Below are 12,017 nucleotides of genomic sequence, written 5' to 3' on the forward strand. Positions count from 1 at the left end.
GGGACTATCCAGGGGCACTAACACATGGGCGAAGGGATTCTCATCGGCGGCAATGAGGCCGCCCAGGTATTTCTCCATCCACGCTACGCCAACCGCCACGGGCTGATCGCCGGCGCCACCGGCACCGGCAAGACCGTGACACTACAGTGCCTGGCCGAGGGTTTTTCCGACCTCGGCGTGCCGGTCTTCCTGGCCGACGTGAAGGGCGACATCTCCGGCATGTGCCAGGCTGGCAAGGCCCATCCGAAGATCGACCAGCGATTGCAGGCGATCGGCATCGCGGACTACCAGCCCCGGGACTACCCGGTCGCGTTCTGGGACCTGTTTGGCGACAAGGGCACGCCGATCCGGGCCACGGTATCGGAGATGGGGCCGCAGTTGCTCTCGCGACTGCTGGACCTGAACGACACCCAGGAAGGGGTCATGACCCTGGTATTCGAATTCGCCGACCGGGAAGGGATGCTGCTGGTGGACCTGGCGGACCTGCGCTCCACCCTGTCCTATCTCGGCGAGCACCGCGGGGAACTGGGCAGTGGTTACAACGTCGCCACGGCCTCGGTCAACGCGATCCTGCGCCGCCTGCTGGTGCTTGAGCGCGAGGGCGGCAAGGCCTTCTTCGGCGAACCCGCGCTGCAACTTCAGGACTTCATGCAGACCACCCGCGACGGCCGCGGCGTGATCAACCTGCTGGCCGCCGACACCTTGATACGCAGCCCGCGCACCTACTCCACTTTCCTGTTGTGGCTGCTGTCGGAATTGTTCGAAAACCTGCCGGAGCTAGGCGATCCCGAGCAGCCGGTACTGGTGTTTTTCTTCGACGAGGCCCACCTGCTGTTCAACGACGCACCCAAGGCCCTGCAGGACAAAATCGAGCAGGTGGTGCGCCTGATCCGCTCCAAGGGCGTGGGCGTCTATTTCGTCACCCAAAGCCCCGCCGACATCCCGGACAGCGTGCTGGGCCAGCTCGGCAACCGGGTGCAGCACGCCCTGCGCGCCTACACGCCGAAAGAGCGCAAGGCGGTGCGGGTGGCGGCACAATCCTTTCGCGACAATCCCTCACTGGACACGGTAGTGGCCATCGGCGAGCTGGGGGTGGGCGAGGCCCTGGTGTCGACCCTGCAGGAAGGCGGCGTGCCGGCGCCGGTGGAGCGCGTGCTGGTGCGCCCGCCCCACTCCCGCATGGGCAAGGCCACCGCGGCGGAGCGCGAGGCGGTATTGGCCCACGACCCCAACCAGCGCCGCTACCGCGATACGGTGGACCCGCGCTCGGCCCATGAAATTCTCGCGGAGCGCACCGCCGAGGCGTTGAAACAGCGGGAAGAAGCCGAACGCGAGGCGCGCGCCAGCAAATCCCGGGGCCGCCGCTCAAACCGGCAGAGTTCCGGCGAGGCCTTTTTCAAGAGCATGGCACGGGCCGCGGGCAGCAGCCTCGGCCGGCAGTTGTTTCGCGGTATTCTGGGCTCGCTGTTGAAAAAGTAATACCCGGCCAATTGGCCCGCGCGATATTACGCACCCCGTCGAGGGAGGCCCCGCGGCGCCGGCGACAATATCGCTCGCCCGGCCCTTCATCGGTCATAACCCTGGCTGTGTTGCCTAGAACTCGTATTCCAACAGACCGCGTAAAGTATAGTCCGGCGTCGTGCCGTCCACCCCGACCACGACCGCGGTTTGCCAGTGCAGGCTTTTCATGCCTCCCAGGCGAATATTGCCCTGGGCTGCGGGCCCCAAGCCAACGGTATCCTCGCCAAGGTAAAACTCCAGCATTGGTTCGAGGATCATCCGGTACCGATATCGCGCCTGCAACGCCAGGCCGGTTTCCCACTCATCGCGGATGTCCTCTCCCCACTCATAGCCAAGTTCAATGTTGGCGGTGACGCTATAGCGGCCCAGTTCACGCTCGAGCAACAGGCTCGCCGCGCCTTCCCAGGCGTTCTGACCGCGCTCTTTCTCCAGTTCAAACAGCAAACCGTAGTCCAGTGACTTTTCTCCCTGTTCCGTCAACTGCCACAGAGCCTCGAGCTCATAGCCCTCGATTTTCAAGTCCTGGTTGGCGCTGCGTTCGGCGATCAAATAACCTTCCAGCATCAACTCCGGAGCAACGGCCTTGGCCAGCCCGAACCGGTGAACCTCCTCGCGGTCAATATCGCTCGCCGGATTATAATCAGCATGTGTCACCCGCCACTCCAGCTCCCAGGCCAGCGGATCGACGTAGGGGTGGTACACCTTGTCAATGGCCAGGCCATCAGCCAGAACTCCACAGGCAAAGCCATTCAACGCAAGCATCGACAACCCGTATCGGATACACCTACTCAATCATCACCTCCTCCAGCCCTCGAGCGGATTGCATAGATACTGGCCATCAGGGACAGCGCCAGGCCCAGTCCGTACAGGGCAATCAGCAAGGGCCCCGGGGTGGCTTCATAACCAAACACGGCATACAGCAGCTCGCCGGCAATCGACTGTTCAGAAACTATCCCGCTGCTGTTCCACACCGGTTCTCCGGCCTGGACCCACCCCGCCTGTTCCAGCAATAGCGTGCCCTGCATGATCATCCCGGTGGCCAGCAGGCACAGGCAAAACAGGCAGAGGGGGTAAGCCCAGCGCCGCGGGCGGGTCACTAGCGTCCAGTAGAAAAGAATCCCCGCGCTGATGCCGATACCCGCTCCCAGCGCACTGCCCAGCAGCACCGCCTGGCGATACTCAACAACACTCATGAAGCCGCCAATATACAGTTGGATTTCCGCCCCCTCCCGGGTAACGGCGAGCGCCACGGCGGCGGCCATCAACCATCCGGTGAAGCGGGAATGGCGCCGGCCGCAAACCCGTTGCCGGGTATCGAGAATAACCAGCAGCACCAACAGGTAAACGCCGTATTGCAGCGCGGCGCCGATCACCTCCTGCCCGGTTCCATCGAGCATGTCGGTAACCGGGCCGAGCACCGCCGCAAGGCCAATCACCCCGACAAGCGATGCGGCTGCCGCGGCGTAAAACCAGGTCAGCCCCAGGCCGACAATACGCGCCAGACCCATCAGGGCCGTCACCAGGATGGCGGCTTCGAGAATTTCGCGCAGTACGAGCACAACGGAATTGATCAGCACCTGTCCCTACTCCACGATGACCTTTCCCTGCGCGGTCCTGGGGTTGAACTCGCCAAAGAAAGGATAGGTTCCGGGGGACAGCGGGCCGATATAAATGGTCGCCTTGCGGCCACCCAGAATCACTTTTTCACGGTTGAGTTCGTAGCTCTCGAACTCCTCCGGCGTGGCATCCTGGTTGTGAACCACCAGTTTCACCCGCGTGTCCGACGGTATCACCAGTTCCGCCGGATCGAAGAGGTGATCGCGTATGACGAGAGTGTATTCCGGCGCCGCCTGCGCCGAGGCAACCCCGGCAACGAACGCCATGCCCAGAGCCATCCTTCTCATGTTTGCACGCCCGCCCGGGGGAATGTGATCTCAACCGATAGACCTGCCCCCCCCTCGCGCTCGCCGAGCGCCACCGTGGCGCCATGGAGCTGCGCGATCTGCATCACAATGGCGAGCCCGAGACCCGCCCCGGAGACGGCCTTGCGATCGCTATCCACAGCGCGGTAAAAGCGACTGAACACACGCTCGCGCTCATGCGGGGGTATGCCGGGACCGCTGTCCACCACCGTCAGCACGGGTCCTTGCGCCGAGTCAGTTGTGAAAACTTCGACCTCGACACCGCGGCCGCCGTATTTGCAGGCATTCTCCAACAGATTGCGCAGCAGGGTCTCGAGCAAGCCCTCGTCGCCGTGCACCTGGCAGGCTTGTCCCGCCAGGGAAAGGGACACACCCGCTTCGGTAAAGTCCGGCCACAGCGATGCCGTAACCCGCTCCGCCAAATGATGTAAATCGACCGTGACAAAGCTTCGACCTATCTGTTCCGGCTGGGATCTCGCCAGGTCCAGGATCTGTTCGACCAGGTGCTGCATGCGCGCCACGTCGGAACGCAGGTGCGCCAGCGAGGGATGGGCAGGCAGTTCCTCCGAGAGGTTGTGCAGATGGACCTTCATGCCGCTGACCGGTGTACGCAGTTCGTGTGCCGCGTGGGAGGCGAAATCCCGCTCGCGCTGCAAGGCCGACGACAGCCTGGCCAACAAGGCATCGGTGGATCGGATGACCGGGGCCAATTCGGTGGGCGGGTCGGGAAACGACAGCGGCGACAGGTCGTCACTGGCCTTGCGATTGATCTGTTCCGACAGTGCCCGCAGGGGGCGCAGCCCCCAGCCAACCAGCACCCAGATAACCACCGCCGCCACGGGAATCCAGGTCAACAGCGGCAGAATCGACTCCATGATCACCCGCTCCGCCAGGATATAGCGCAAATCGGCGCGCTCGGCGACCAGGTACCAGGTACCGGCACCGTCGCTTCTGGCCAGGGTTCGCCAGCGAAACCCCGCGAAATTGGCGTAGCCATAACCCGTTTCCAGGCGCACGATGGGGGCCTCGTCCAAGCCGGCGGAATAACGCACCAGCGAACCCTCACGCCAAACCTGGAATGCAAGCCCTTCGGTATCCGGGGCCGCCCGGGCGGCCGCGCCGGTGGTATCGACGGCCTGCAGGATCTCCGCGACATAACGCAACTGTGAATCCAGCAGGTCCTCGGCCTTGTCCATGCTGGCGCGATAACCCAGTAAGGCCGCGAGAAACGATACCAGCGTAAATGCCGCCACCAGCATCGCCACCAGGGAAGCACGGATGGACTTCATGTCAACGCGATACTGTATCCGATCCCACGCACCGTGCGAATAAAGCCCTCGGGCAGTTTGCGTCGCAAGTGGTGAATGTGCACTTCCAGCGCGTTGCTGGACACCTCTTCCCCCCAACTATAGAGGTGATTCTCCAGGGTCGATCGCGTCAGCACCTTCCCCGCGTTTTCCATCAGCGCCTTCAGCAGCATGTACTCGCGTCGCGGCAGCTGCACGGGCGCGCCGTCGACCGTCACCGAGTGCGCCGCCGAATCAAGCGCCACCGCGCCCACGATCACCCGGTTACTGGCGGTGGTGGACAAACGCCGGGCGATGACCCGCAGACGGGCTGCCAGTTCCTGCATATCGAATGGTTTGGCCAGATAGTCGTCCGCTCCCCGGTCCAGGCCCACCACCTTGTCGTCGGCCTCGCCACGGGCTGTCAACAGAAGGACGGGAGTGCGATCCCCCGCGGCCCGCAATTCCGCGAGTACCTGGAGTCCGTCCATGTCCGGCAGGCCCAGGTCCAGGATCACCGTGTCGTGGGATTCGGCGCGAAGGGCAGCCAGCGCATCCCTGCCCCTGGCCACGTGATTGACGGCGAAGCCCTCCCGGCCCAGGGCCGATTCCAGCCCGCTGGCCAGGGACAAATCATCCTCCACCAACAGGACGCGCATCAGCCAGGGGGACTCAGCGACGACGCGCCATCGCCACGGCAGTGACGCTGGATGACGGGCAGGTTTTTCGCCAGCGCCCCGTCGACAATACCCGGCAACAGGGCGTTCAATGTTACGAACAGGCGCTCCGGCCAACCGACATGCCGCCGCGCCCTGCCCTGCTCCAGAAACTTCACCAGTGAATCGGCGACGCGCTCCGGCGTATCCATGGTGTTCCCCAGCTCTGCATTCATTGCTTCGATATTGGCATCGTTCATCGGCGTGCGAATCGCCCTGGGGGCGAAATAGCACACGCGAACGGAACTGTCCGCAAGCTCCCTGGCCAGGGCTTCGGTAAAGCCGCGCAGGGCGAACTTACTGGCACAATACGCCGTATAACCCGGATAGCCAATAGTGCCGAAGGTCGAACCCACGTTCACCACCAGCGACTTCCGCTGCCCCAGTACCGGCAACAGGTCCCGGATCAGCTCCACCGCGGCGATAACGTTCACCCGCAGCAGGCGCTCCAGGTCATCGGCGCACTGGTCGGCAAACAGGCCGAAGGTGTTGACACCGGCACAATTGATCAGCCCGTCCAACGATCCACCCACGGCATCGACGACCGCCCGCCGCCCGTCGACGGAGGCTATGTCGGCGAGCACCGACTGGTGATTGCCCGCGGGCAGGGCCCCGAGCTGTTCGTCCAGCGCCGCCCGCTTGCGCCCCACCAGCACCAGTTCCACGTCCCGATCCGCCAGGCGCACGGCGAGTGCGCGGCCCAGCCCTCCCGTCGCCCCTGTCAGCAGTATTCGCTTTCCGGCAATGTCCACGAACGCCTCCTATGCCGCGAGCGCGGCCACCTGATCGGCTTCAACGCCGCGAAACACGTCCGCGTAAAGGCGATAGAACATACCCGCACAGTGCAGGATCAACGCCCTGTCCGCGTCATCGTCCACCTTGTCCATCAACCCCCGGAAAAAATCCACATGCTCGATATCGAGGGCCCCGTGGGAGCGCAGGTAGGTGAATGCCTCCGGCGGCAATCCGGTCGAGCCCATGATCGCCTCCGCCGCCTGGTCAGCCACGGCAATACTGGTGCCCTCGAGAACATGAACCATGCCAAAAAAGCCCACCGGATTGACCCGGTCGATGACATGGTAGGCATAGGCCACCATCAACTCGGTGGCCGGATTGGGCTGGCTGGCCGCCGCCAGATCCCGGTCGTAGCCACAGGCGGCGATGTCGTTGAGCACCCATTCCTGGTGCCCGATTTCCTCCTCGATATACTCCGCCACCGCGCTGCGCAGCCATTCCCGGCTCGCGTCGAGGCGACTGCCGACGGCCATTAGCAGGGGGACCGTATGGCGCACATGGTGGTAGGCCTGGCACAGAAACGCGGCGTAGCGCTCACGGGTCAATTGCCCGGACAGCGCGTCCCGTACAAGCGATGTCGCCATCAGCGCGTTGCGTTCGCCCGCGGTGGATTCAACCAAGGTAGTATAGAAACTCATTGTGGCAAGGACTCCTCGTGTGGATAGAGAGACTCAATGTCTTCACGGTGATATCGTGCGATGGCCTCGCGTCTGGGCCGGCCATTGGCGGTCAACAGCCCGGGCGTGGACTCCAGCGGCCGCGGCAGCCGGTGCCAGCCCCGCACGCGGGCGTAATCCGGCAGTCGTGCATTGGCGGCTTCAATGGCGCCATCGATGGCTTCGTCTGCGGTCGTTTGATGCAGCGGATACACCAGCGCACAGCAACCGGGACGGCCATCCCCAAAGACCACGGCCTGGCGCAGGACGCCGCCGGCCAACAACTCGCTTTCTACCCACTCGGGGCTTACGTTGCGTCCAAACGAGGTAATCAGCAGGTTTTTCCTGCGCCCCTCGATCACCAGGAACCCGTCTTCGGTCACCCGACCAAGGTCACCACTGGCGATTTCGGCCGGGCTCCACCCCGCGCGGTCACCGAGGTAGCCCAGGAAAGCGTTGCCGGAAATACGCAGCTCTCCGTCCACTTCGCGAACGGATACATGTGGCAATATGCGCCCGCTGGTCCCGGGCCGATCCACCCCGGGCGCGTTGAGCGATACCACCGACGCGCATTCCGAAAGGCCGTAGCCCTCGTAGACCGGCAAACCCAGTTCCCGGGCGCGCAGCACAATTTCCGGCGACACCCTCGCCCCGCCCACCGCGAGGAAGCGCAGTGAGCCAGGGGGCGTCCAGCCAGCGCCGGTCGCGGCCACCAGAACGCGCAGGATTTCCGGGACCAGGATCGCGCTATTGGGTTGCCAGTGATCGATTGCCGACAGCATTCTGGGCACATCGAGTCCGCCGCTACCGGCCAGGCCGACCTCGCGCGCCCCTGGCAGTATCACCGTCCCGCCCGCCAGTATCGGCATATACAGTCCGGCGATGTTTTCCAGCAAGGTGGCTAGCGGCAGTATCGCCAGGTGCCGCGCGCCCCGAAGCCCGCTGCGAGCCAAAAGCGACTCCGCGACGGCCATGCACTGGGAAGTGGACAGGCAGACGCCCTTGGGTTGGCCGGTGGAGCCCGAGGTAAAAGTGATCTTGGAGGTCCCCCGAGGCAGCTCGACCGGTTCCGGGACCGGGCGTCGCGCCAGCACCAGCTCGTCCGGCACGCCAAGCTCGCCAAGGCTGTCACCGCCGGCCATGCCGGGAAACCACGCGTCCGACCGCGAGGCGCAAACACCGTCGATCCCCGCCTGGTCGAGCACCCATTGGGTTTGCTCCGCTGAAAAGAAAGTCGGAATTGGCACCACTACCAAGCCGGCAAGCTGGGCCGCGATATCCAGCATTGCCCAGCCGGGACCGTTGTCGGCGCGCAGGGCCAGCCGCCGTATACCGCTGGCGCGAAGCTCCACGAGCAGCGCGTCCAGCTTTTCCAGCAGTTGTTGCGCGCTGAATTCCCCGCCGGCGCAGGCGAGGACCGGGGTCGCGTCGGCTTCGGCGGCGCGCTGCCGCAGTACATTCAGAAGGCGAATCATTCGCGTACCAGCTGTATTTTTTCCGCCAGCTCGCGGATCGATCCGGCGTAGTGCTCCAGGCAGGCCACCATTTCCGCGCGGGTCGCGGCCTGGCGGGCCGTAAGTTCGATGTCCGCCAGCATGACCATGGGGTCGGAGGCGTAGTAGCTGCCCCATTGCGCGCCCCCGTCCGGCAGGCGCTCGGCCCGCGCGACATCGATGCCCTGTGGGGTAAAGCCACAACGCTTGAGCGACCGGCGAACAGAACGGTTGGCGGCAAACAGCAGGTAATCGACCCGCGCCTCGCGCAAGGCGGCCATCGTCACCAGGTAGAGGATCATGCTGTAGCCACTGCGGGTCACCGCCAGGTTGCCCAGCTCCATGATGCGGCCGCGGTCGCCGTCGTCCCCAAACAAGGTCCGGGCGTAGTACTCCACGGGCTGATCGAGATAGCGTTCGCAAAACAGGGTTTGTCCGCTGGCCCGGCGCAGGCCCAGGGAGGCCACCGGCATTCCGTCCTCGAAAAGCCCGACCAGCAGCGGCATGAACTCGCCGATACGCGCACCGTAAGCGGAGTCAAATACCTGGGTAATATAGCGAGAGAGAACCCCGCACCCGTCTTCCCCACCGCTGTAGACGCGCAGCTCCGGCAGCTGCCAGCGGACAATCCCGGGCGCCGGTGGGGCGGGGCTGGCGGCTGGCGCCGCGGTGGATAACTGGGTATACATCTGGTCACCTCCCGTTATGGTTGACGAAAGGTTAACCCTGCCCCCTTAGTAAAAACTTAAGGCCGGAAAAAGAGATATCAGGCTTCGGCCGCCCCGCCACCGCGCACCCGCTGCACGACCCCCACCAGCGCCATGACCAGCGCGCCGGCGACAATGCCACACAGGGCCGCCAGCAGGGTGAAGCCGGCGACGTCGATCACCGGGCCAACCACCTGCCAGGCGCTGCCCGCATGCACCAGGTGGTCGATCAACTCGGCCACCGGGTGCAGGCCGTGAACCAGAATCCCGCCGCCGACCATGAACATGGCGGCGGTGCCCACCACCCCCAGGGTCTTCATCAGCAGGGGGGCAAAGTCCAGCAGTCTCAGCCCCAGCCAGCGCCGAAAACCGGCCCAGGCCCCCTCCCCCGCGGACTCCGCGAGATGAAGGCCGGCATCATCCAGCTTGATGATCCCGGCCACCAGGCCATAGACGCCGATGGTCATCACCAGGGCGATGCTCGACACCACCAGCACCTGGGTGGAAAACGCGGCCTCGGCCACGGTGCCCAGGGTGATCACGATAATCTCCGCCGAGAGGATAAAGTCCGTGCGGATCGCCCCACGGATCTTGCGCTTCTCATAGGCCACGGGATCGATCGAGGGGTCGGCCAGGTGCTCCGCGAGATCCCGGTGATGGGCTTCGTCCTCCGCCTTGCTGTGCAGCAGGGAGTGGGCGAGTTTTTCGAAGCCCTCGTAGCACAGGAACAGCCCCCCCAGCATAAGCAGCGGTGTAATCAGCCAGGGAGCCACCACCGAGATCAACAGCGCGGCGGGAACGAGGATGCACTTGTTGCGAAAGGAGCCCTTGGCCACCGCCCACACCACCGGCAACTCGCGGTCGGCCTTGACCCCTGAAACCTGCTCGGCGTTGACCGCCAGGTCATCGCCGAGGACCCCGGCGGTTTTCTTGGCCGCCACTTTCGACAACACCGCCACGTCATCGAGGATGGTGGCGATGTCGTCGATCAGGACAAGGAGGGAACTACCCGCCATGGGGTATGGCCACCATCGTGCCGTTGCCCACCGTCGACGGCTCCCCGTCCCAGGGCGTGCATATCGACAGCATGGGCGCTCCCGGCGTATTGCCAATCGCGGCAAAGCGCCCCATGTCCATCAGTACACTGGCCCCCAGGGGGGCCAGCAAGGTGGTGTAGAAATACTTGGCACGCTCCATGTCGTTGGTGCCCAGGGTAACGTATCCAATCATCTCGCCACTCCGTTTCGCGCTCTGGCTGAGTGTAACCGAGTGAGGTGACAGCGCAAACAGAATGTGAAAGTAGCTAGTGCCCATCCGGAAACGGGCATTTTCGTTTGAGTCTTTGTGTACAAGTATTTCCCACTACATAGACTCCTGTTTGTTTTGGCTCTGTGCTCCGAACTTCGGAGCCAAAGCCCTCAATTTCGCGTTTCCTGCCGTCGGGGTTCCCGCGGGAACGCCAGTTTCCGCTCTCAACAACACCTCCACCAGCAACAATGTCGTTATGTGGCGATTAGTCGAGACATCTTCACCAGGTTATAACTGAAGATTGCTGACCAGACTTCGGCCATGAACCCCTTCAAGCCACGCCACAGGCTGCGCGCCAGACCGTAGGCCCGCTTCAACTCGGAGATGTTTGATTCAACACCAGCACGGAAGTTGCACAATTGCCGGTATAACGCCGGCGTGCTGCTCATTGCGTCGATCGCCAATCCTTTCTTCTTCTGGAAGGCCACCTCATTCACACCCAATGCCTTCGCGCCCTTGAGATTGGGGACGCTCGCATAACCCCCATCCGCCGCGACTGCTGCTGGAATCTTGCCGTAAAGAGCCATCTGACGTTCAATCAGCGGTAGGTAGCGCGTCACGTCGCCCGGATTACCTGCTTCAATCGTGGCGTCCAGCACCAGCCCCTGGCGGCCTGTGGTCAGGTTGATCTTGTGCCCGTACTGAACATCCCGGCTGCCTTTCACGATGATATCGGTGTGGGGTTCGTGCAGACTCACCAGTTTCTCCGATGCAGGCACCTGCTCCCCATCGATAACACGACGCCTGGTTTGCTGAATCACCTGCCTCAACAGTTGTCGGGTATGCGTGACCTGCCACACCCATTGCGCATACACAGGGCCATCCTGCTGTAATCGCTCAACCAGCTTCAATGCTTCCCGGCTCTCCTCCAGCACTTGCTCAGCATAGGACAATAGCGCTTCATACAAAGGCTTTTTCTTTGTCGCCCCCCGTGTGTAAAACACCTGCCGGCCCAGACTGCGCGCGGCTTTGCGGTGATCGGCAAAGCGAATGCCCGGCACCTTCAGTAACTGCCGGGCCTTCACCATCTGCCGGGTCAGCATGCGAATGCCATCGCAGAGCAGGCTGCTGTCGGAGGGCTCGTGTACATTGGTTTCCACTGCGGTGCTGTCCATCCGCACTTGCTCACCATCCTCCAGGCCCGTCGATAACGCTTCCTGCATCAATGCCTGATTAATGCGTTCCCACGTCGCCGGTTGAATACGGCGGATATTGGCCTGTAAGGCTGATTTCCTTGGCACAACCCCTTGCGGTAGCCGGGCGAAGCTGCGAAAACTGCCGCTATCCTCAAGATAGAAAGCCAGCTCGTGATAGCTCAGTTGCCGTGATTGCTTCAGTACCGCACAACGCAATACGCTCTCAACCGGCAGACCGGTACGCCCCGTCGCTTTTGCCCGACGGTCAATCAGATCTGACTCGACCAGATCGACGATGGCAGGACACCGGTCCAGCAGGGCCGACATCATCTCCAGTTGTGATCCCATCTCGTGTTTTGCATAGCGATCAAATATACTCGGTTGTGCGTTGCGGGCTTCTCGCATCGTAAATCCCTTTTGTGGTTGGTTTCTTTTTGGGTCGCACTTAAAAGCTTACCAACAACAGGAGGGATTTTT

General features: G+C 63.1%; 13 protein-coding genes. 1 reads left to right on the plus strand and 12 read right to left on the minus strand.

Annotation, left to right across the window (positions count from 1 at the left end; translation table 11 throughout):
* Window positions 1–24 precede the first annotated feature (24 nt).
* Window positions 25–1,479, plus strand: coding sequence for a helicase HerA-like domain-containing protein (locus tag JYP50_RS15895; RefSeq protein WP_206561539.1), 1,455 nt, complete (start codon window positions 25–27; stop codon window positions 1,477–1,479).
* Window positions 1,480–1,593: 114 nt separating this feature from the next.
* Here JYP50_RS15895 and JYP50_RS15900 read toward each other — a convergent pair whose 3' ends face one another.
* The 12 genes from JYP50_RS15900 to JYP50_RS15955 all read right to left on the minus strand — a co-directional run bounded on the left by JYP50_RS15900 (window position 1,594) and on the right by JYP50_RS15955 (window position 11,945).
* Entirely contained in the window at window positions 1,594–2,283 is a 690-nt protein-coding gene (locus tag JYP50_RS15900) for a hypothetical protein (protein WP_206561540.1), read from the minus strand.
* Window positions 2,284–2,309: 26 nt separating this feature from the next.
* Entirely contained in the window at window positions 2,310–3,098 is a 789-nt protein-coding gene (locus JYP50_RS15905; protein ID WP_206561541.1) for an FTR1 family protein, read from the minus strand.
* 6 nt (window positions 3,099–3,104) lie between these two features.
* Complete coding sequence (locus JYP50_RS15910; protein ID WP_241263212.1) at window positions 3,105–3,425, minus strand: cupredoxin domain-containing protein; 321 nt, start codon at window positions 3,423–3,425, stop codon at window positions 3,105–3,107.
* Window positions 3,422–4,732 carry a sensor histidine kinase gene (locus tag JYP50_RS15915; protein ID WP_206561542.1) on the minus strand — a complete coding sequence of 437 codons (1,311 nt, stop codon included), beginning with the start codon at window positions 4,730–4,732 and terminating at the stop codon, window positions 3,422–3,424. Before JYP50_RS15915 ends, JYP50_RS15910 begins: the two co-directional genes overlap by 4 nt.
* The gene (locus tag JYP50_RS15920) at window positions 4,729–5,388 is read right to left on the minus strand and encodes a response regulator (protein WP_206561543.1); all 660 of its coding nucleotides are present in this window, start codon (window positions 5,386–5,388) and stop codon (window positions 4,729–4,731) included. The genes JYP50_RS15915 and JYP50_RS15920 overlap by 4 nt, the downstream gene beginning before the upstream one ends.
* Window positions 5,388–6,197: an SDR family oxidoreductase gene (locus JYP50_RS15925; protein ID WP_206561544.1), complete on the minus strand. Its 810-nt coding sequence runs from the start codon at window positions 6,195–6,197 to the stop codon at window positions 5,388–5,390. Before JYP50_RS15925 ends, JYP50_RS15920 begins: the two co-directional genes overlap by 1 nt.
* A 9-nt stretch (window positions 6,198–6,206) precedes the next feature.
* The gene (locus JYP50_RS15930; RefSeq protein WP_206561545.1) at window positions 6,207–6,878 is read right to left on the minus strand and encodes a TenA family transcriptional regulator; all 672 of its coding nucleotides are present in this window, start codon (window positions 6,876–6,878) and stop codon (window positions 6,207–6,209) included.
* On the minus strand, window positions 6,875–8,371 hold the full coding sequence (locus JYP50_RS15935; RefSeq protein ID WP_206561546.1) for an AMP-binding protein: 1,497 nt from the start codon (window positions 8,369–8,371) through the stop codon (window positions 6,875–6,877). The genes JYP50_RS15930 and JYP50_RS15935 overlap by 4 nt, the downstream gene beginning before the upstream one ends.
* Window positions 8,368–9,078, minus strand: a complete 711-nt coding sequence (locus tag JYP50_RS15940) for a thermostable hemolysin (protein WP_206561547.1) — start codon at window positions 9,076–9,078, stop codon at window positions 8,368–8,370. Before JYP50_RS15940 ends, JYP50_RS15935 begins: the two co-directional genes overlap by 4 nt.
* Window positions 9,079–9,155: 77 nt before the next feature.
* A complete protein-coding gene (locus tag JYP50_RS15945) occupies window positions 9,156–10,112 on the minus strand; it encodes a DUF808 domain-containing protein (protein ID WP_206561548.1) in 957 nt (318 codons plus the stop codon).
* The gene (locus JYP50_RS15950; protein ID WP_206561549.1) at window positions 10,102–10,326 is read right to left on the minus strand and encodes a hypothetical protein; all 225 of its coding nucleotides are present in this window, start codon (window positions 10,324–10,326) and stop codon (window positions 10,102–10,104) included. The genes JYP50_RS15945 and JYP50_RS15950 overlap by 11 nt, the downstream gene beginning before the upstream one ends.
* Window positions 10,327–10,598: 272 nt before the next feature.
* A complete protein-coding gene (locus tag JYP50_RS15955; RefSeq protein ID WP_206561550.1) occupies window positions 10,599–11,945 on the minus strand; it encodes an ISNCY family transposase in 1,347 nt (448 codons plus the stop codon).
* Window positions 11,946–12,017 lie beyond the last annotated feature (72 nt).

Source organism: Parahaliea mediterranea (genome assembly GCF_017255185.1).
Classification (GTDB): domain Bacteria; phylum Pseudomonadota; class Gammaproteobacteria; order Pseudomonadales; family Halieaceae; genus JAFKCZ01.